18 protein-coding genes are annotated in these 20015 nt (G+C 76.2%); 10 read left to right on the plus strand and 8 right to left on the minus strand.

Annotated features, from left to right (window positions below):
• Window positions 1–15 precede the first annotated feature (15 nt).
• Entirely contained in the window at window positions 16–993 is a 978-nt protein-coding gene (locus ACI798_RS00930; protein ID WP_457046942.1) for an NAD-dependent epimerase/dehydratase family protein, read from the minus strand.
• Between the two features lie 62 nt (window positions 994–1055).
• The gene (locus ACI798_RS00935; protein WP_456941328.1) at window positions 1056–1556 is read right to left on the minus strand and encodes a DUF5994 family protein; all 501 of its coding nucleotides are present in this window, start codon (window positions 1554–1556) and stop codon (window positions 1056–1058) included.
• Window positions 1557–1770: 214 nt separating this feature from the next.
• Here ACI798_RS00935 and ACI798_RS00940 point away from each other — a divergent pair, with 214 nt between their 5' ends.
• Window positions 1771–2238: a YdeI/OmpD-associated family protein gene (locus ACI798_RS00940; RefSeq protein WP_456941327.1), complete on the plus strand. Its 468-nt coding sequence runs from the start codon at window positions 1771–1773 to the stop codon at window positions 2236–2238.
• Window positions 2239–2311: 73 nt separating this feature from the next.
• Here the strand turns inward: ACI798_RS00940 and typA are convergent, their stop codons facing one another.
• The 3 genes from typA to ACI798_RS00955 form a co-directional block, all read right to left on the minus strand.
• The gene (gene typA, locus ACI798_RS00945; RefSeq protein WP_457046943.1) at window positions 2312–4201 is read right to left on the minus strand and encodes a translational GTPase TypA; all 1890 of its coding nucleotides are present in this window, start codon (window positions 4199–4201) and stop codon (window positions 2312–2314) included.
• Window positions 4202–4308: 107 nt separating this feature from the next.
• Window positions 4309–4662, minus strand: coding sequence for a hypothetical protein (locus ACI798_RS00950; RefSeq protein WP_456941325.1), 354 nt, complete (start codon window positions 4660–4662; stop codon window positions 4309–4311).
• A 67-nt stretch (window positions 4663–4729) separates the two neighbouring features.
• Window positions 4730–5293 (minus strand): YceI family protein, encoded by a 564-nt coding sequence (locus ACI798_RS00955; protein ID WP_456941324.1) that lies wholly within the window; start codon window positions 5291–5293, stop codon window positions 4730–4732.
• Window positions 5294–5383: 90 nt separating this feature from the next.
• Between ACI798_RS00955 and ACI798_RS00960 the strand changes: the two genes are divergently transcribed.
• The 5 genes from ACI798_RS00960 (at window position 5384) to ACI798_RS00980 (ending at window position 11670) form a co-directional block, all read left to right on the plus strand.
• Window positions 5384–5890 (plus strand): MarR family winged helix-turn-helix transcriptional regulator, encoded by a 507-nt coding sequence (locus ACI798_RS00960; RefSeq protein WP_456941323.1) that lies wholly within the window; start codon window positions 5384–5386, stop codon window positions 5888–5890.
• Window positions 5891–6039: 149 nt separating this feature from the next.
• The gene (locus ACI798_RS00965) at window positions 6040–7218 is read left to right on the plus strand and encodes a sensor histidine kinase (RefSeq protein WP_457046944.1); all 1179 of its coding nucleotides are present in this window, start codon (window positions 6040–6042) and stop codon (window positions 7216–7218) included.
• Window positions 7215–7895, plus strand: coding sequence for a response regulator (locus ACI798_RS00970; protein WP_457046945.1), 681 nt, complete (start codon window positions 7215–7217; stop codon window positions 7893–7895). Before ACI798_RS00965 ends, ACI798_RS00970 begins: the two co-directional genes overlap by 4 nt.
• A gap of 529 nt (window positions 7896–8424) precedes the next feature.
• On the plus strand, window positions 8425–9198 hold the full coding sequence (locus tag ACI798_RS00975; RefSeq protein WP_457046946.1) for an ABC transporter ATP-binding protein: 774 nt from the start codon (window positions 8425–8427) through the stop codon (window positions 9196–9198).
• 3 nt (window positions 9199–9201) lie between these two features.
• A complete protein-coding gene (locus ACI798_RS00980; RefSeq protein WP_457046947.1) occupies window positions 9202–11670 on the plus strand; it encodes an FtsX-like permease family protein in 2469 nt (822 codons plus the stop codon).
• A gap of 75 nt (window positions 11671–11745) precedes the next feature.
• Here the strand turns inward: ACI798_RS00980 and ACI798_RS00985 are convergent, their stop codons facing one another.
• Genes ACI798_RS00985 through ACI798_RS00995 form a run of 3 tightly spaced genes read right to left on the minus strand, consistent with a single transcriptional unit; the run spans window position 11746 to window position 14833 of the window.
• Complete coding sequence (locus ACI798_RS00985; protein WP_456941318.1) at window positions 11746–12630, minus strand: enoyl-CoA hydratase-related protein; 885 nt, start codon at window positions 12628–12630, stop codon at window positions 11746–11748.
• Window positions 12627–13619, minus strand: coding sequence for an acyl-CoA dehydrogenase family protein (locus tag ACI798_RS00990; protein ID WP_457046948.1), 993 nt, complete (start codon window positions 13617–13619; stop codon window positions 12627–12629). Before ACI798_RS00990 ends, ACI798_RS00985 begins: the two co-directional genes overlap by 4 nt.
• Window positions 13616–14833: an acyl-CoA dehydrogenase family protein gene (locus ACI798_RS00995; protein ID WP_457046949.1), complete on the minus strand. Its 1218-nt coding sequence runs from the start codon at window positions 14831–14833 to the stop codon at window positions 13616–13618. The genes ACI798_RS00990 and ACI798_RS00995 overlap by 4 nt, the downstream gene beginning before the upstream one ends.
• Before the next feature lie 108 nt (window positions 14834–14941).
• Here ACI798_RS00995 and ACI798_RS01000 point away from each other — a divergent pair, with 108 nt between their 5' ends.
• The 4 genes from ACI798_RS01000 (at window position 14942) to ACI798_RS01015 (ending at window position 19986) form a co-directional block, all read left to right on the plus strand.
• Window positions 14942–15586, plus strand: coding sequence for a TetR/AcrR family transcriptional regulator (locus ACI798_RS01000; RefSeq protein ID WP_456941315.1), 645 nt, complete (start codon window positions 14942–14944; stop codon window positions 15584–15586).
• Between the two features lie 33 nt (window positions 15587–15619).
• Window positions 15620–16456, plus strand: a complete 837-nt coding sequence (locus tag ACI798_RS01005) for a class I SAM-dependent methyltransferase (RefSeq protein ID WP_456941314.1) — start codon at window positions 15620–15622, stop codon at window positions 16454–16456.
• A gap of 76 nt (window positions 16457–16532) precedes the next feature.
• Window positions 16533–18104, plus strand: coding sequence for a long-chain-fatty-acid--CoA ligase (locus tag ACI798_RS01010; protein ID WP_456941313.1), 1572 nt, complete (start codon window positions 16533–16535; stop codon window positions 18102–18104).
• Window positions 18105–18210: 106 nt separating this feature from the next.
• Window positions 18211–19986 (plus strand): class I adenylate-forming enzyme family protein, encoded by a 1776-nt coding sequence (locus tag ACI798_RS01015; RefSeq protein ID WP_457046950.1) that lies wholly within the window; start codon window positions 18211–18213, stop codon window positions 19984–19986.
• Window positions 19987–20015 lie beyond the last annotated feature (29 nt).

Below are 20015 nucleotides of genomic sequence, written 5' to 3' on the forward strand. Positions count from 1 at the left end.
GGGCCTCCCGTCGTCTCAGCGGCGGCCCAGCAGCGTCGCCTCGAGCTCCTCGGGGAGGCCGGGCTCGGGCAGGCCGTGCGGGGTGGGCAGCCGCTCGGGGTCCTGCTGCAGCCAGGCCCAGGTGTCGGCGACGGTCTCGCGCACCGGCCGGCTGGGCAGCCCCAGCGCCCGCGCGCGGGCCGTGTCGACGTCCCACGCCGTCGCCGCCGTCTCCCGCGGCAGCCAGAACGGCAGGTGCAGCCAGGGCTCGACGCCTGCGGCCAGCAGGTCCTCCTCCGGCACCGGGACGAGCTCCGCGTCGCTGCCGGTGACCTCCCGGCACGTCTCCAGCAGCCCGCCCAGGGTCGTCATCCCGGCCGGGCCGGTGGCGTTGACCGGACCGTCCTGCCCGCGCTCGGCCATCCCGACCAGCCAGTCGACCAGGTCACGGACGTCGACCAGCGCGATCGGCTGCTCCAGCGCGTCGGGGACGACGACCCGGCCGCCGCGGGCGATCCGCGCCAGCCACCACGGCAGCCGGCGGACGTTGTCGTGCGGGCCGAGGACGAGGCCGGCGCGGGCGGTGAGGAACCGCCCCGGCAGCGCCGCGCCGAGCACCCGCTCGGCGTACGCCTTGTTCGGGCCGTAGTCGTCGTCGGGGGTGTCCCAGGTGGGGTCGTCCTCGCCGCGGACCGGGCCCGGCGGCCAGGTCGAGTAGGCGTTGAGGCTGCTGACGAACGCGTAGGCCCGCACGCCGGCCAGGGCGGCCGCGGCGTGGCCGGCGGCGGCGCGGGTCTGGCAGGAGGTGTCGACGACGGCCTCCGGCGTCCAGCCGTCCAGCGCGCGCGGGAGGGCGGCGGGGTCGTCGCGGTCGCCGTGCAGCGGGCGGACGCCGTCCGGCGGCGCCCCGGTGAGGCCGCGGCTGAACGTGGCCACCTCGTGGCCGCGGTCGAGGGCCGCCGTCGCCACGTGCCGGCCGAGGAAGTGGGTGCCGCCGAGGACGAGGAGTCGCACGGGCCCACCCCAGCCGAGGCGCTCCCCCGCCGTCCACCCGGTTCGCGGACGGCGGAAGCGCGCTACACCGCGCGGGTGACCACCGGGAGGTCGGGGACCTGCGGCAGCGGCTGGGAGCGGGCCGCGGCGAGCACCATCTGCGGCGAGCGCGGCAGGCCCCGCCGGGTGCACAGCCGCAGCGCGCGCACGCCGGTGATGACGTCGGTCTCCGGCGGGACGACCAGCAGGTCCGCCCGCCGGTTGCCGCCCGCCCAGCTCAGGCACACGACACCGGGGTCCATGCTGCGGAACCCGCCGGTGCGCACCACCCGGCCGTCGACGACGACCTTGCGCGGCGCCGGCAGCCACGAGTCCAGCGCGTAGGTGAAGCGCTCGACGCGCACGCCGCGGCGGTCGAGCGCGGCGATCAGCTCGGGCACCTCGACGGCGAGGTCGCGGGTCCGCGGGAACCAGGCCCCGTCGAAGGCGTTCTCCCCCGACCCGGCGTCGGCCCGCAGGCTCACGCGGACGTCGATGCCCCCGCGGAAGCCCCCCGTGGTCCCCGTCGCCTCCGTCGTCGTCATCAGCAGTCCCGCCTCCCGCTCAGCGCGCTGCGGACCCGCGTCCGGGCCCACCGGGCGACGGTAGGTCGGCGCACCGCGCGATCCCCGCGCGCCACGGGTGGGCCTGTCGCGCCCACACGGCTCGCCGTCACGCGAGGTCACGATGCCGTCACGAGGCATCCGCCCGGGCAGCGTCCCACGAAGCTCCCGTGAGGAACGTGCCGGAGGAGGCCCCATGACCCGCGAGTTCGTGTTCGACGGCGTCCTCGAGCCCCTGCCGTGGGGACGGAACGTCTACGTGGTCATCCGGGTCCCGGCCGGGCTGGAGGAGGCGGCCCGGGCGTGGCCGACCCGGCGGGTCGAGGGCCGCATCGACGACGTCGCGGTCAACCTGGGTCTGAACCGGGCCCAGCCGGCCGTGCTGGCCGACGCCTTCGTCTACGCGGGACCGGGCCTGCGGCGCCGGCTGGGGCTCGACCCCGGGGACGCGGCGGCGTGCCGGCTGCGCCCGGCCGGCCCCGACGCCGTCCTGGTCCCGGATGACGTGCGTACGGCGCTGGAGGACGGCGGGCGCCTGCCCGCCTTCGAGCGGCTGACGCCCGGCCGGCGCAGGCGACTGCTCACGCCCGTCGAGAACGCCGTCCGCGAGGCGACCCGCGCGCAGCGGATCGCCGCCCTCGTGCGGGAACTGGCGGCCGGATAGCACGGGAGCCCCCGCCCGGCGGACCGGACGGGGGCTCCCGAGGCGTGCACCTCCGCGGAAGTGCACGGGTGGCTCACGCCTTGGGCTTGCGGTTCTTCGCCTTGCCGCGCTCGTTCTGGTCGAGGATGACCTTGCGCACCCGGACGGCGGCCGGCGTCACCTCGACGCACTCGTCCTCGGCACAGAACTCCAGCGCCTGCTCGAGGTTGAGCACCTTCGGCGGCACCAGGCGCTCGAGCTCCTCCGCGGTCGAGGACCGCATGTTGGTGAGCTTCTTCTCCTTGGTGATGTTGACGTCCATGTCGTCGGGCCGGGAGTTCTCCCCGACGATCATGCCCTCGTACACCTCGGTGCCCGGGGCGACCATCATCTGGCCGCGCTCCTGCAGCGAGAACATCGCGTACGACGTCGCCACGCCCTGCCGGTCGGCGACCAGCGAGCCGGTCGGCCGGGCGCGCATGTCGCCCATCCAGGGCTCGTAGCCCTCGAGGTTGTGGTTGAGGACGCCGGTGCCGCGGGTCTCGGTGAGGAACTCGGTGCGGAACCCGATGAGGCCGCGCGAGGGGACGACGTACTCCATCCGCGCCCAGCCGGTGTCGTGGTGCACCAGGTTCTCCATGCGCCCGCGGCGGGAGGCCAGCGCCTGGGTCAGCGTGCCGACGTACTCGCCCGGGGTGTCGATGGTGACCCGCTCGACCGGCTCGTGCAGCTTGCCGTCGATCTCCTTGGTGACCACCTGCGGTCGGCCGACGGTGAGCTCGAACTCCTCGCGGCGCAGCTGCTCGACGAGGATGGCCAGCGCCAGCTCGCCGCGGCCCTGCATCTCCCAGGTGTCGGGGCGCTCGGTGGGCAGCATGCGCACCGACACGTTGCCGACCAGCTCCTGGTCGAGGCGGTTCTTGATCAGCCGGGCGGTGAGCTTCTTGCCGCTCTTGCCCGAGATCGGCGAGGTGTTGATGCCGATGGTGATCGAGATCGACGGCTCGTCGACGGTCAGCGGCGGCAGCGGGCGCGGGTCGTTCGGGTCGGCGAGGGTGTCGCCGATCATGACGTCCTCGATGCCGGCGATGGCGACCAGGTCGCCGGGGCCGGCGCTGTCGGCCGGGGTGCGGGTGAGGCCCTCGGTGACCAGCAGCTCGGTGATCTTGACGTTCTTGACGCTGCCGTCGGTGCGGCACCAGGCGACGGTCTGGCCGTTCTTCATCGTGCCGGAGTGGATGCGCAGCAGCGCCAGCCGGCCGAGGTAGGGCGAGGCATCGAGGTTGGTGACCTGCGCGCGCAGCGGCTCCTCGGCGTCGTAGGTCGGCGCCGGGATGGTCTCCAGCAGCGTCGTGACCAGCGGCGCGAGGTCGGGGCTGTCCGGCGAGGTGCCGTCGGCAGGACGGGTGAGCGACGCCCGCCCCTCCTTGCCGTTGCAGTAGACGATCGGGAACTCGAGGGCGTCGGTGTCCAGGCCGTTGTCCTCGAGCAGCTCCATGAACAGCTCGTAGGTCTCGTCGACGACCTCGGCGATGCGCGCGTCGGACCGGTCGGTCTTGTTGACCACGAGGATGACCGGCATCCCCTTGCCGAGCGCCTTGCGGAGCACGAAGCGGGTCTGCGGCAGCGGACCCTCGGAGGAGTCCACGAGCAGCACGACGCCGTCGACCATCGACAGGCCGCGCTCGACCTCGCCACCGAAGTCGGCGTGGCCGGGGGTGTCGACGATGTTCACCGTCACCGGGTTGCCGTTCTCGTCGGCCAGCCGGATGGCGGTGTTCTTGGCCAGGATGGTGATGCCGCGCTCGCGCTCGAGGTCCATCGAGTCCATGACGCGGTCCTGCGTCGTGTCGGCGTCGGTGCCCTCGCCCTTGGCGCGGCCGAGTGCACCGGCCTGGCGGAGGAGGGCGTCGACCAGGGTGGTCTTGCCGTGGTCGACGTGGGCGATGATCGCCACGTTGCGCAGGTCGTCGCGGGTGGGCATGCGGAAGGGCACCTCGGGGAGAGTCAGGGGGATCCCGCGGCGGCAGCGCTCGCGGTGCTCCGTACAACGGCCGCCGGGGTCGCGACCTTCCCACCCAGCTTAGGGGCTCAGCGCGCGGTGACCTGCGCCTGCGGCCGGTCCGCCACCGCGTACGTCACTCCTGCGGCGGCGATCGTGACCAGACTCACCGCCAGCCAGGCCGGCAGGCCGGCACCGAGGGCCAGCACGTGCGCCAGGACGAACGCGCCGACGTAGAGCGCGCCGAGGCCGAGGGCGACCGCCACGCCGCGGCGCTGCACCCACAGCCAGGCCGCGCCCAGCCCGCCGGCGAGGAACACCGCCCCGCCCAGGGCCCGGATGCCGGTGCCCTGCGCGACGCCGAAGCCGGCCGCCAGCCCGGCGGCGACGAGGACGGCGGAGGACAGCCGGGTGCGGGCGCGGGTGAGCACGGACGTCGTCATGACCCCAGTGTCCCCGGACGCGCGAGGGCCCCGGACGCAGCGCACGTCCGGGGCCCTCGCGAGTGGATCAGGCGGTGCGGAGCACGGCCTCGATCTCGAGCTCGACGTCGATCTTGTCGCCGACGACGACGCCGCCGCCGTCCATCGGCAGGTCGATGTCGACGCCGAAGGCCTTGCGGGAGATGGAGGTCTTGGCGCTGAAGCCGGCGCGGTAGCCGCCGTAGGCGTCGGGGCCGAAGCCGTTGAGCTCGAGGGCCAGCGTGACCGGCTTGGTGATGCCCTTGATGGTCAGGTCGCCCTGGACGGTCCAGTCCTCGCCGTCGGCGACGACGCCGGTCGAGCGGAAGGTCATGACCGTGTGGTTGCCGACGTCGAAGAAGTCGGCGGAGCGGATGTGCGCGTCGCGCTGCTCCTGGCGGGTGTCGATCGAGTCCATGTCGACGGTGGCGTTCACCGAGGAGGCGGCCGGGTCCTCGGCGGTGACGATCTCGCCCGAGAACTCCGTGAAGTAGCCGCGGACCTTGCTCACCATCATGTGGCGGACGGAGAAGCCGACGGTGGAGTGGGTGGCGTCGATGTCCCAGGTGCCGGCGACGTAGCCGGGGATCTGGACGGCGGTGGTGCTGGTCATGGGAGGGACCTCTCGGTGGTTGAGCGTTTGAGCTTCCGCGCCTCGTAGCGTAGTTGAGCGCTTGACTATTCCGCCAGTACCCTGACGGACATGACGACACAGGTGTCACCCGGAGCGGGGGCTGCCGCCGGGCCGCCCACCGGGGAGCCGCGCTGGCTCGACGCCGAGGAGCAGAAGGCCTGGCGGGCCTGGCTCTACAGCACCCAGCTGCTCAACGACCGGCTCGACCGCGAGCTCATGCGGGCGACCGGCATCCCGCACGCCTACTACGAGATCCTCGTCCAGCTGTCGGAGACGCCCGGCCGGCAGATGCGGATGAGCGAGCTGGCCGACCGCTGCCTGTCCTCCCGCAGCCGGCTGTCGCACGCGGTGTCCCGGCTCGAGGAACGCGGCTGGGTGCGCCGCCAGGTCTGCGCCGAGGACGGGCGCGGGCTGCTCGCCGTCCTCACCGACGAGGGGTTCGCGGCCCTGGAGGGCGCCGCGCCGATCCACGTCGAGGGCGTGCGCACCCACCTGTTCGACCAGCTGACCCCCGAGCAGGTCGCGGCGATGCGCGACATCGGCGAGACCCTGCTGCGGCACCTCGACCCCGAGTAGCCGGAGGACCCCCTGCCCCCACCGCTCGCACGCTCGCGGCGGGCCGCTGCAGGGGGCCGTGAGTACGGGCCTCATGCCATGGCAGGACCGGCGGGTCCTCCCCCGGGTGGACGACGCGGCGTGCCGTGCTGCCTAGATTCGGGGCCGACATGGACGGCCCCCTGCTCGAGCGCGTGACGACGGAGCTGCGCGCCCGGCCGTTCGCCGTCGACGTCACCCTCACGATCGCCCTGGCGCTCGTGCCCCTCGTGACGTTCAGCGGCTCCCCCGGCGAGGGCCCGGCGTTCGTCGTCAGCCTCCTGCTGCTGGCCCCGCTGGCCTGGCGCCGCCGGGCCCCGGTCCCGGCCGCCGCCGCGGTGACCGCCGCCGGGCTGGTCGAGCTGGCCACCGTCGACGTGTTCCTGCCGGCCAACGTCGCCGCGCTGGTCCTGGTGCACGCCCTCTCCGCCTACGGCCCGTCCTGGGCCGGCCGCGCCGGGCTGGTCCTCGGCCTCGTCGGTGCCGTCCTCGCGGCGCTGCGCTACTGCTCGTGGGACTCCGCCGAGGCGCTCGTGTCCGCCGCGGGCGCGATCGCGGTGTCGGTGGTCGCGGCATGGGCCCTGGGCCGGCTGCGCCGCTCCCGGCTCGGCGAGGTGGCCGGGCTCGCGGAGCGCGCCCGCCTGCTGGAGGTCGAGCGCGACCAGGAGATGCGGCTGGCCGCCGGCGCCGAGCGGGCCCGGATCGCCCGCGAGATGCACGACGTCGTGGCGCACTCCCTGTCGGTGGTCATCGCCCAGGCCGACGGCGGCCGCTACGCCGGGCGCACCGACCCCGAGGCGGCCACCGGCGCGCTCGAGGCGATCGCCGCCACCGGCCGCCAGGCGCTCACCGACATGCGCGCCCTGCTCGGGGTCCTGCGGGAGGACCGGCGCGAGGAGTACGCGCCGCAGCCCGACGTCGCCGCCGTCCCGGCCCTCGTCGACGACGTCCGGGCCAGCGGGCTCGACGTCGACCTGCTGGTGGAGGGCGAGCCGCGGCCGATGGCGGCCGGTCCGCAGCTGGCCGCCTACCGGATCGTGCAGGAGTCGCTGACCAACGTGCTCAAGCACGCCGGGCCCAGCGGGCGGGCGTGGGTGCGGCTGCACTGGCGCCCGGACTCCCTCGAGCTGTCGGTGCTCGACGACGGCCGCGGCGCCGCAGCGGCGGTGGCCGAGGGCGACGGGCACGGGCAGGGGCTGCGCGGCATGCACGAGCGGGCGCAGCTGCACCGCGGGCGGCTGGAGGCCGGCCCGCGCGCCGGCGGCGGCTGGCGGGTGCACGCGGTCCTGCCGCTCGGGGGCGCGCGGTGATCCGGGTGGTGCTGGTCGACGACCAGCAGATGGTCCGCGCCGGGTTCCGCATGGTCATCGACTCCCAGCCCGACCTGACCGTCGTCGGCGAGGCCGGCGACGGCGCCGCCGCGGTCGGGCTGCTGCGGGCCACGGCGGCCGACGTCGTGCTCATGGACGTCCGCATGCCCGGCACCGACGGCATCGAGGCGACCCGGCAGGTGACCGCGCTGCCCGACCCGCCGCGGGTGGTCGTGCTGACCACCTTCGACCTGGACGAGTACGTCGTCGCCGCGATCGGCGCCGGGGCCAGCGGCTTCCTGCTCAAGGACGCGCCGCCGGAGGAGATGCTCGACGCCGTCCGCACGGTGCACGCCGGCGACTCGGTGATCGCGGCCAGCTCCACCCGGCGGCTGCTGCAGCACGTGGCGCCGATGCTGCGCGGGGCCGGCTCGACCCCCGCGCCGGCGGGGGAGCTGGCCGAGCTCACGCCGCGCGAGCGCGAGGTCCTCGTGCAGATGGCGCTCGGCGCCACCAACACCGAGATCGCGCAGCGGCTGTTCGTCAGCGAGGCGACGGTGAAGACGCACGTCGGGCGGGTGCTGGCGAAGACCGGCTCGCGCGACCGCGTGCAGGCCGTCGTCCTCGCCTACCGGACGGGGCTGGTCTCCCCCGCCGACCTGCTCCGCGACGCCTGAGCGGCAGGGATGGCATTCCTGCCGCCCGAGGGCCCACAGGGCCAGGCCGAGGACGAGCCCGACGACCGCACCGCCGCCGAAGACCGCCGCCGCCCTGCGACGCCACCACGCCGCCAGCGCGGCGCCCGCCAGCGGGATCCCCGTGGCGGTCGCGGCCAGGACGAGGGCGTCGTCCTGCGCCTCCGCGGGTGAGTACGCGGGGGTGGTGAACGGCCAGAGGAAGGAGGTGTCCGAGAGCCGGTCGGTCAGGTGACCGGCCGCCGCCCACCCGGTGTGCCAGCCGGCGACCGCCCGGACCAGCACGACGACCAGCAGCAGCGGCGCCGACCACCGCGGGGGCACGCCAGGTGGCGGGCGGCTCCGCCGTGCCGGTCATCCGCCCACCCCGTGTCCGACCGGAGGATGACACGCCCTCCGCCCGCGGGCGCACCGGCGCGGCCGCGGGAACCGGCCCCCGCTCCGACGCGGGGGGACGGCCACGACGGCGAGGGTCTGCGGCGTCCCCAGAAGCGATCCGCGGAGGTCCCCCGTGTCCGTCCCCGTCCTGACCGTCCCCGGCGAGCCGCCGACGCCGGTGTCGTCCGCCGCCGTCCGCGCCACCGGCCTGACCAAGGTGTACGGGTCCGGCGAGACCGCCGTGCGCGCGCTGGACGGCGTCGACGTCGCCTTCGCGCGCGGTGAGTTCACGGCGATCATGGGCCCGTCCGGTTCGGGCAAGTCGACGCTCATGCACTGCCTCGCCGGCCTGGACACCGCCACCTCCGGCCGGGTCTTCCTCGGCGACACCGAGCTGACCCGCCTGCGCGACGACGAGCTGACCCGGCTGCGCCGCGACCGCCTCGGCTTCGTCTTCCAGGCGTTCAACCTGTTGCCGGTGCTCGACGCGCGGGAGAACGTCGTGCTGCCGATGCAGCTGGCCGGCCGCCGCCCCGACCCGGCCTGGTTCGACGCCGTGATCGCCCGGCTCGGCCTGCGCGAGCGGCTGCGGCACCGCCCGCCGGAGCTCTCCGGCGGCCAGCAGCAGCGCGTGGCCATCGCCCGGGCGCTGCTCCCCCGCCCCGACGTCGTCTTCGCCGACGAGCCCACCGGCAACCTCGACTCCCGCGCCGGCGCGGAGGTGCTCGCCCTGCTGCGCAGCAGCGTCCGCGAGACCGGCCAGACCGTCGTCATGGTCACCCACGACCCGACCGCGGCCTCCTACGCCGACCGCGTCGTCCTCCTGGCCGACGGCCGCCCGGCCGGCGAGGTCGAGCGGCCCACCGCCGCGTCCGTGCTCGAGGCGCTGCGCGGGCTCGGGGGCTGACCGGTGCTGTCCACCACGCTGGCGAGCCTGCGCGCGCACCTGCCGCGGCTGGTCGCCGCCACCCTCGCTGTCGTCATCGCGGTCGCCTTCGTCGTCGCGACCCTGGTCCTCAACGAGACCTCCCGCGCCACGCTGCTGCGCGCCGCGGGCGCCGAGTACGTCGGCACCGACGTCGTCGTCACCACCACCGACGGCTCCTCGCTGGCCGGGGCGGCCGGTGCCGTCGCGGCCGTGCCCGGCGTCCGCGCCGTCGACCCGACCACGTCCGCGGACGTGCAGGCCCGCTTCCCCGGCCGGTCCGAGGCGTACCTGCAGGTGCAGTCGGTCGCCGCGGACCCCGCGCTGCGCTGGCAGCGGGTCACCGACGGCGCGCTCCCCGACCGGCCGGGCGAGATCGCGGTCGCGACGACGACCGGGGCGGCCGTGGGCGACGTCGTGGCCGTCACCGTGTACGACCCCGTCACCGGCGAGGTGGTCACGACCGCCGCGGCCACCGTCACCGGCCGGGTCGACCTCGGCGGCGACCCGAGCGCCGGGCTGTTCGCGCGCGCCTTCGCCGTCCCGGACCAGGTGGCGGCCTGGGGCGCCGCCGAGCCGACCGAGCTGCGGGTCGCCGGCGGGCCGGGCACCGACCCGGAGGCGCTGGCCGCGTCCCTGGCGCCCGCGCTGGGCTTCGCGGCGGTGGAGGTCCGCACCGGCGAGCAGGCCGCCGAGGACGCCGTCGCCGACGTCACCGGCAACCGGCTGGCCCTCGCCGCCGTGCTGCTCGTGTTCGCCACCGTCGCGGTCCTGGTGGCCGGCCTGGTCATCGCCAACACGCTGGCCGTCCTGGTCGCCCAGCGCACCCGCGACCTGGCGCTGCTGCGCTGCGTGGGCGCCACCTCCCGGCAGGTGCGGCGCGGCGTCCTGGCCGAGGCCGCCGCCACCGGCCTGGCCGCCTCGGCGCTCGGGGTCGGCGCCGGCGTGGGGCTCGCCGCGCTCGTCTCGGCGCTGGTCGGCACCGACTCGCCGCTGCCGCTGGAGGGCGTCACGGTGCCGCTGTACGCGGTCGGTGCCGGGCTGGCGGTCGGCACGCTGACCACCCTGCTCGCGGCGCTGGGCCCGGCCCGCGCGGCGACCCGCGTGGCGCCGCTGGCCGCGCTGCGGCCGCAGGACCCCGCGCCGCTGCGCAGCCGGGGCGGCCTGCTCCGGTTCACCGCCGGGCTGCTGCTCGTGCTCGGCGGCGCCGCGCTCATGGCGCTGGGCGTCCTGCAGGTGACCGTGTACGCCACGCTGGCCGGCGGCGTGGCGAGCTTCCTCGGCGTCGTGCTGCTCGCCCAGCGGGCGGTGCCGCCGGTGGTGGCCGCGGCCGGCCGGGCCCTGGGCCGCCTCGGCGGGGTGCCCGGCCGGATGGCCGCGGGCAACGCCTCGCGCAACCCGCGGCGGACGGCGGCGACCGCGACCGCGCTGCTCATCGGGGTCACGCTGACCACCGCGATGGTCGTCGGCGCGGCGTCCACCCGGGCCACCGCCCAGGCGGGACTGGACGCCGCGTACCCCGCCGACGTCGAGATCGGCGCGTACGCCGAGCTGCCGGGGTCGCTGCTGCCGCGGCTGCAGGAGGTCGACGGCGTGGCGGGCGGGACGGCCCTGCTCGGCGCGGACGTGACCGCGCCGGACGGGCAGCCGCTGTGGGTGCAGGGCGTCGACCCCGCCACGGCCGCGCCGGTGCTGCGCAGCACCGCGGGCCTGACGCTGCCCGCGTTCGGCGAGGCGGTGCTGCCGCAGTGGGCCGCCGACACCCACGGCCTGCGCGCCGGGGACACGCTGACGCTGCGCGCCGGCGACCGCACCCGGGCGCTCACGGTCGTCCTCGGCGCGGGCGACGCCGGAACGCCGCTGGTCACGGCCGCGGACCTGCACGCCCTGGTGCCCGGCGCGGCGCCCGCGACGCTGTGGCTGCGGCTCGACGACGGCGCCGGCCAGCGGGCCGCGATCGACGAGGTCACCGAGCTGACCGGCGCGGCGGCCCCGGACGCCTACGTCACCGGCCTGGCGAGCGAGCGCGCCGCGATCGACTCGGTGCTCGACGTGCTGCTGCTGGTGGTCACCGGTCTGCTCGGGGTCGCGGTGCTCATCGCGCTGATCGGCGTCGGCAACACGCTGGCGCTGTCGGTGGTCGAGCGGCGGCAGGAGAACGGCCTGCTGCGGGCGCTCGGGCTGACCCGCGGCCAGCTGCGCGCGCTGCTGGCCTGGGAGGCGGTGCTGGTCGCCGGCGTCGCCGCGGTGCTCGGCGTGCTGCTCGGCGGTGGCTACGGGCTGATCGGGACGGCATCGGTGCTCGGCGGGCAGGACGAGGTGCTGCTCGACGTCCCGTGGCTGCAGGTCGGCGGGATCATCGTCGTCGCGGCCCTCGCCGGGCTGCTGTCCTCGGTGCTGCCCGCCCGCCGCGCGGCCCGCACCGCCCCCGTCGCCGCCATCGCGGCGGTCTAGTCCGCGATCACGGCGCCGTGACCATCCGTGGAGGTGCGGAGGTGGTCATGGCGCCGTGATCGCGGGGACCTGGCGCTAGGGGCGGACGTCGTCCGGTGGTGCGGGCCAGGGCGGGACGCCGGCCGGCAGCCCCTCCCCCAGCGGCGTGGCGAACGCCGGCGGGCGCTTGGCGAGGAAGGCGGCCACGCCCTCGGCGGCGTCGGGACCGGGGCCGAGCTCGGCCAGCGCCCGCGACTCGAGCCGGTGCGCGTCCCAGGGCGAGGGCGCCCCGAGCATCGACCACAGCATCTGCCGGGCCGCGGCGACCGCCACCCCGGAGGTGTTGTCGGCGATCTCGCGGGCCAGGTCGAGCGCGGTGGGCAGCAGGTCGGCGTCGGGGACCACCCGGCTGACCAGCCGGCCGCGCAGCGCCTCGTCGGCACCGAAGACCCGGCCGGTGGCCACCCACTCCACCGCCTGGCTGATCCCGACCACCCGCGGCAGGAACCACGTCGACGCCGCCTCCGGCGTGATGCCGCGGCGGGCGAAGACGAAGCCGAACCGGGCGGACGCCGCGGCGATCCGCACGTCCATCGGCAGCACCATCGTCGCGCCGATGCCGACCGCCGGGCCGTTGACCGCGGCGATCACCGGCTTGCGCAGCGCGGCGAACGGCAGCGACGCGACGCCGCCCCAGTCCCGCGCGACGCCGTCGACGGTCCCCTGCACCGGCGGGCCCCCGCCGCGGTCGCGGTCGGCGAAGGTCCCCGAGCCCGCGCCCAGGTCGGCGCCGGCGCAGAACGCCCGCCCCTCCCCCGTGACGACGACGACCCGCACCGCCTCGTCGGCGTCGGCGGCCGCCGCGGCGCGGCCGAGCTCGGCGGCCATCCCCGGCGTGAAGGCGTTGAGCCGGTCGGGCCGGGACAGCGTGATGGTGGCGACGCGGTCGGCGACCTCGTACCGGAGCTGCTCGAACGTCATCCCAGGGCGCCGGCCTCGGCGAGCCGGGCCACGGTGTCCAGGTGCTCGGCGGCGTCCCCGAGCAGCAGCCGGTCCACCTTGGCGCGGCGCCAGTACAGGTGCGCGTCGTGCTCCCAGGTGAACCCGGTGCCGCCGTGGACCTGGATCGCCGTCTCGGTGGCCCGCTCGGCGACCTCGGCGGCGTAGGCCTTGGCGGCGGCCGCGGCCAGCGGCAGCTCGGCCGGCGAGGAGTCGGCCGCCCACGCCGCCCACCACACCAGCGAGCGCAGCTGGTCCACACCCACCCACGCGTCGACCAGCATGTGCTTGACCGCCTGGTAGGAGCCGATGACCCGGCCGAAGGCCTCCCGCTGGCGGGCGTACTCCACGCCCATCAGCACCGCGCGGTCGGCCGCGCCGAGGTCCTCGGCCGCGAGGACCACCGCGCCCACCTGGCGGGCCCGCGCCCACAGCTGCCCGGCGTCCTCGGCGAGCACCCGGCGGGAGGTCATCCGCACCGAGGCCAGCCCGCGGGTGGCGTCCATCGGCCGGCCGGGGGTCACCTCGCCCTCGCCGACGACGAGCGCGCCGCCGTCCAGGCCGAGGAACAGCGTGGCGTCGGCGGCGTCCAGCGACGGCGTCGAGCCGGTGACCGGCCCGTCGAGGACGGCGAGCGCGGCCGACCCGTCGGCCAGCTGCGCGGCGAGGTCGGGTGCGGACTCCAGCAGCACCGCGGCGCGCGCGGCGGTGACCAGCGAGGGCCCGGCCAGCACGGCGCCCGCCTGCTCGGCGACGACGGCGAGGTCGAGCACGCTCCCGCCGGCGCCGCCCGCGGACTCCGGCACCGTGATGCCGAGGAAGCCGATGTCGGCCAGCGCCTTGCGCCCCGGGCCGGGGACGCCGGCGCCCTCGAGCGCCGCGCGGGCGGCGGCCGGGGTGACCGAGCCGGTGAAGAACTCGCGCGCACCGGCGGCGGCCGCCCGCTGGTCGTCGGACAGGTCGAAGTTCACCGGGCACCTCCGGAGAACGGCGCGGTCTTGTCGGTGCGGGGTTCCGGCGGCAGGCCGAGCACCCGCTCGCCGAGGATGTTGCGCAGCACCTGGTCGGTGCCGCCGGCGATCGCGATGCCCGGCACGTAGGCCTGCGCCCGCTGCCAGGTGTCGTCGCCGTCGGCGGTGGCGCCGTACACGGCGTCGTCGCCGAGCAGCCGGACGCCGGCGTCGGCGACCAGCCGGGCCGCGGCCGTGCCGCCGAGCTTGCCGGCGCTGGCCTCCGGGCCGGGCACGCCGCCCTGGGACAGCGTGGTGAACCGGCGGTAGCCGGTGTAGCGGGCGGCCAGCGAGGCGACCAGCGCCCGCCCGACCGCCTGCCGGGCCAGCGCCTGCCGCTCCGGGTCGAGCGCGGGCAGCCGGTCGCGGGCGTGCGCGGCCAGCGACTCCGGCGCCGGGCCGATGTCGCTGCCGGCGCCGCCGATCGCGACCCGCTCGTTCATCAGCGTGGTGAGCGCGACCCGCCAGCCCTCGCCGGGCTCGCCGAGCCGCTCGGAGTCGGGGATGCGGACGTCGTCGAAGAACACCTCGTTGAAGTCCGCGCCACCGCTCATCTGGCGCAGCGGCCGGACGGTCACGCCCGGGGCGCGCATGTCGACGACGAACATCGTCAGCCCGGCGTGCTTGGGCCGGGCCGGGTCGGTGCGGGTGAGGAGGATGCCGAGGTCGGCGACGTGCGCGAGCGTCGTCCACACCTTCTGGCCGTTGACCACCCAGTCCTCGCCGTCGCGGACGGCCGAGGTGCGCAGCGCCGCGAGGTCCGAGCCGGAGCCCGGCTCGCTGAACAGCTGGCACCAGACGTCGTCGGCGCGCAGCAGCCGGGCCAGGTAGCGGGACCGCTGGTCGTCACTGCCGTGCGCGATGACCGTGGGCCCGCACATGCCGATGCCGATGTGGTTGACCAGCGTGGGGACCCGGGCGCGGGCGAGCTCCTGGGCCACGATCGCCTGCTGCACCAGCGTGCCGCCCTGCCCGCCGTACTCCCGCGACCACGTGACGCCGACCAGCCCCGCCTCGGCCAGCACCCGCTGGGTGGCCCGCAGCTCCGCCTCGCGGGAGCGCGCGTCGACCGGCTCCCCCGGGGAGACGTGCAGCAGCTCGGACGCGTGCTCGTCGAGCACGGTGCGGACGTGCGCCCGGTAGGACGCCTCCTCGGGGGTGTCGTCGAAGTCCACCCGGTCCCTCCTCGTCGTCGAGCGGTACGCGCCGCAGCGTGACAGCGGTCACCCTCGACGGTCAACGGTGACTGTTCAGCGGGGCGCCGGGGCCCTAGCCTGCGGCGCGTGAGCGCCGACCCCCTCCCGGACGACGGCCCCCGCCGCCGGTCGACCCGCACGGCCGACAGCCGCGCGCTGATCCTCGACGCCGCCGTCGCCTGCCTGGTCGAGTCCGGCTACGCCGGGGCCTCCACCCTCGCCGTCCAGGCCCGGGCCGGGGTGTCCCGCGGCCGGCTGCTGCACCACTTCCCGTCGCGGGCGGAGCTGCTGGTCGCCGCCGCCGGGCACCTGTCGAGCACGCTGCTCACCGAGGTGGAGGAGCGCGCGGCGGCGGTCATGGCCGACGAGCCGGCCGGGCCCGAGCGGATCGACCGGGCCATCGACCTGATGTGGGCGACGTTCCAGGAGCCGCCGTTCTGGGCGGCGATGGAACTGTGGCTGGCCGCCCGCACCGACCCGCAGCTGCGGGCGGCGCTGCGGGTCGAGGAGCGCCGGCTGCGCGCGGCGATCCGCCGGGTGGCCGACGGGATCTGGGGCCCGCGGATCGCCTCGGCCCCGCGCTACGCCGAGGTCTGCGAGCTGCTGTTCACCAGCATGCGCGGGGTGGCCTGCGTGTACGCCTTCGAGGAGCGGCCCGCCGCCACCGACCCGCACCTCACGCTCTGGAAGGGGCTCGCCGCGCGGATGCTGACGCCGCCCGCGGAGGGCTGACGGCGCGGTCGCCCCGGGCCACGATGCGGGTGCATGACCGGCGACACCCGCGACGGACCCGGCACCGGCTACGTCCTCGGCGACACCGACCCCGAGCTGGCCCGGCTGGACGTGCTCGCCCGCCTCTACGCCCCGGCCACCGGCGCCTGGCTGGACAGCGCGGGCCTGGCCCCCGGCGCGTCGGTCGTCGACCTCGGCTGCGGTCCCGGCGTGGCCGCGCTGGCCGCCGCGGAGCGGGTGGGGCCCACGGGCCGGGTGGTCGGCGTCGACGCCTCGGACCGCCACCTGGCGGTGGCCCGGCGACGGGCGGAGGCCGCCGGGTACGCCCACGCCGAGTTCGTGCGGGCCGACGTCACGACCTGGTCCCCGGCCGGGCCGGTGGACGCCGTCCTCGGGCGGCTCGTGCTGCTGCACCTGCCCGACCCGGTCGCGCTCGTCGCCCGCACGGCCGGGCTGGTGCGCCCGGGCGGGGTGGTCGCCTTCCAGGACGTCGTCCTCACCAGCCGGGCCGCGCACCCGCCGCTGCCGCTGCTGACCGCCTACGACCGGTGGCTGCGCACCGCGCTCGGCCGGTCCGGCGTCCCCCTCGACGCCGGCCTGCGGCTGACCGGCGTCTTCCGCGCCGCCGGGCTGCCCGACCCCGTGCTCACCTCCGCCCAGCCGCTGGAGCGGGGCGGCGACGCGGCCGGGTGGGCAGTCGTCGCCGGCGACCTCACCAGCCTGCTGCCGGTCCTCGAGCGCACCGGCACGGCCACCGCCGCGGAGGTGGGACCGGAGGACTTCGAGCGGCGGCTGCGTGCCGAGGCCGCCGCCGCGGACGCCGTCCTGGTCAACCCGATGCTCGTCGGCGCGGCCGCCCGGGTGCCCTGACGGTCAGGGTTGACCGCCCCCCGCCACCCCGCCAGCATGACGCAGGTCACACCCGGCGGCGGCGCAGGAGGAACACGTGGACGACCCGACCCCCCGGCTGCAGGGGCGCGGCATGACGACGGCCGACCAGCTCGCCCGCTGGGCCCGCCGCACCCCCGACGCGGTGGCCGTGCGCTTCTCGGGCACCGGCCGCACCTACGCCGAGCTCGACGAGCGGGTCACCCGGCTGGCGCGGGCGCTGGCGGGCCGGGGCGTGGCCGCGGGCGACCGCGTGGCCGTGCTGGGGCTCAACTCGATCGAGGTGTGGGAGTCCTACCTCGCCGGCGTGCGGCTGGGCGCGATCGTCGTCCCGGTCAACTTCCGCCTGGTCGCCGACGAGGTGGCCTACGTGCTCACCGACAGCGGGGCCGCCGCGCTGGTGGTCGACCCCGCGCTGGCCGGCGTCGCGGCCAAGGCGCGCGAGCAGGCGCCCGGCGTGCACACCGTCCTGACGATCGGCCAGGACTACGAGGACGCGCTGGCGGCGGCGTCGGCCGAGCCGCTCGACGTCGAGGTCGACGAGGCGGCGCCGGCGTTCGTCATGTACACCTCCGGCACCACCGGGCGGCCCAAGGGCGCCGTCCTCACCCACCACAACCTGCTGATGCACGTGTTCAGCCAAGTGGCCACCCTCGGGGTGGGCCCGGACGACCGGGTCGGCGCGCCGGGGGCGCCGCTGTTCCACATCGCCGGGCTGGCCGGCGGGCTGCCGTCGCTGCTGCTCGGCGGCACGCACGTCATCCTCACCTCGGGCGGCTTCGACCCGGTGGCCACGCTCGACCTCATCGAGCGGGAGCGGATCTCCAACCTCTTCCTCGTGCCGGCGATGTGGGCGGCGGTGGTGGCGGTGCCGGGGATCGCCGAGCGCGACCTGTCCTGCCTCAAGCGGATCTCCTGGGGCGCCGCGCCGGCGTCGACCACCCTGCTGCGCACGATGATCGACACCTTCCCGCAGGCCGAGGTGGTCACCGCGTTCGGCCAGACCGAGTGCAGCCCGGTCACCTGCCTGCTCCGCGGCGAGGACTCGATCCGCAAGATCGGCTCGGTCGGGACGCCGATGCTCAACGTCGAGGTCCGCGTCGTCGACGACGCCATGCAGGACGTGCCGCGCGGCGAGGTGGGCGAGATCGTCTACCGCAGCCCGATGGTCATGAAGGAGTACTGGGGCAAGCCCGAGGCGACGGCGGAGGCGTTCGCCGGCGGCTGGTTCCACTCCGGGGACCTCGTGCGCGAGGACGAGGACGGCTACTTCTACGTCGTCGACCGCAAGAAGGACATGATCATCACCGGCGGCGAGAACGTGTACTGCGCCGAGGTGGAGGACGCCCTCGCGGCGCACCCCGGCGTCGCCGAGGTCGCGCTGATCGGGGTGCCCGACCCGCGCTGGGGCGAGGCGCCGCTGGCGGTGATCGCGCCGCGGGACCCGGAGAACCCGCCCAGCCCCGCCGAGCTGTCGGCCTGGTGCGGCGAGCGGCTGGCCCGCTACAAGCACCCGCGGGAGTACTCGGTCGTGTCCGCGCTGCCGCGCAACCCGAGCGGCAAGGTGCTCAAGACCGCGCTGCGCGAGGAGCACCGCGCCGGCTCGCTGGTCTCCGACCCCGCCGTCTGAGCGCCCGCCTGTGCGCTGTGCACATCCGCGGGTGTGCACAGCGCTGCTCGACAGCGGATGTGAGCTGTACCACCCTGACGGCACCGATCCGGACGGAAGGACACGCATGACCGCCACGCACCCTGCGCCCACCGACGCCGCGCAGGCGCCCGACCCGACGCGCCAGGCCGCCGCCGGCTGGCCGCCGGGACTGCCGCGCTCGCTGGAGTACCCGCTGGTGCCGGTCGGGTCGATCCTGCGTGCCGCGGTGCGTCGCTGGGGCACGCGGACGGCGTTCGTCGACCACGACGTCGAACTCACCTTCGAGGAGCTGGGGCAGCGGGCCGCCGCGGTCGCCAACTGGCTGGCCGACCACGGCGTCGGCCGCGGCGACGTCGTGGCGGTGCACATCCCGAACTGCCGCCAGTACCCGGCCGTCTACTACGGCGTGGTGATGGCCGGCGCCGTCTTCTCCCCCACCAACCCGCTGCTGCCCGCGGCCGACCTCGCCGCGCAGCTCACCGACGCCGGCGCGAAGGTCCTGGTCACCTGGGACCAGGTGCTGCCCTTCGTCCGCGGCGCGCTCGAGGCCACGCCGGTGCAGACGGTGGTCGTCACCGGCGAGGCGCACACCCTCGACTTCGCCGCCCGGCTCGAGGGCCTGCAGGACCCCGACGTCGACCTGGCCGACCTGCTGGCCGCCGACCCCACCGACCGGCACCTCGACGCCGGGCTCGACCCCGCCGCCGACCTCGCGCACCTGGCCTACACCGGCGGCACGACCGGGGTGAGCAAGGGCGTGGAGCTGCCGCACCGCAACGTGGTCACCAACGTGCTGCAGTCGTCGTGCTGGACCTCGGGCTCGCTGCCCGAGCTCGACGAGGCCGGCGACGTCACGATCCGCCAGGTGCTCGGCGAGGACGAGTGCCCGACCCGGCTGGGCGAGGCCGTCCTGATCAACCTGACGCCGTGGTTCCACGCCATGGGCGCGATCGGCTACCTCAACGGCATGGTCATGGGTGGCACCACCACCGTGATCCACATGCGCTTCGACCCGGTCAGGTACGTCGAGGACGCCCAGCGCTACCGGGTGACCAGCATCGGCGGCGCACCGCCGGTGTTCGTGGCGCTGCTGCAGGTGCCCGGGTTCGCCGAGCAGGACTGGTCGCACGTCCGCGGCGTCTCCAGCGGCGCCGCACCGCTGCCGGTGTCGCTCATCGAGCGGCTGCAGGCGCTGCTGCCCAACGCCGTCATCGGCGAGGGCTACGGGCTGACCGAGGTCACGATGATGGCCACCGGCAACCCGACGTTCCGCTCCGGCACCCGCAAGGCCGGCACGGTCGGGCTGCCGATCTTCGACACCGAGATCAGCATCCGGCCGCTCGGCGGCGGCGACCCGCTGCCCGCCGGCGAGCGCGGCGAGGTGTGCATCCGCGGGCCGCAGGTCATGCGCGGCTACGCGCACCGGCCCGAGGCCACCGCCGAGGCGATCGACGGTGACGGCTGGTTCCACAGCGGCGACGTCGGGATCCTCGACGAGGATGGCTACCTGTCGATCGTCGACCGCACCAAGGACATGCTGCTCTACAAGGGCTACAACGTGTTCCCGCGCGAGCTGGAGGAGATCCTCTTCGGCGTGCCCGGCGTGGCCGGCGCCGCGGTCGTCGGCCGGCCCGACGAGGCGGCCGGGGAGCTGCCGGTGGCCTACGTCGTCCGGAAGGCCGACGACGCCGGGGCGGCGCTGACCGCCGAGTCGCTGATGGCCGCGGTCAACGAGCGGGTCACCCACTACAAGCGGCTGCGCGACGTCGTCTTCATCGACGCCATCCCCGTGTCGGCGGCGGGCAAGGTGCTCAAGCGCGAGCTGGCCGCCCGCGAGCGGGAGGCCGTGTCCGGATCGTGACGCGTCCGGGTGGTGGCCGTGCCGGGATC

This window comes from Geodermatophilus sp. SYSU D01045 (genome assembly GCF_054050295.1).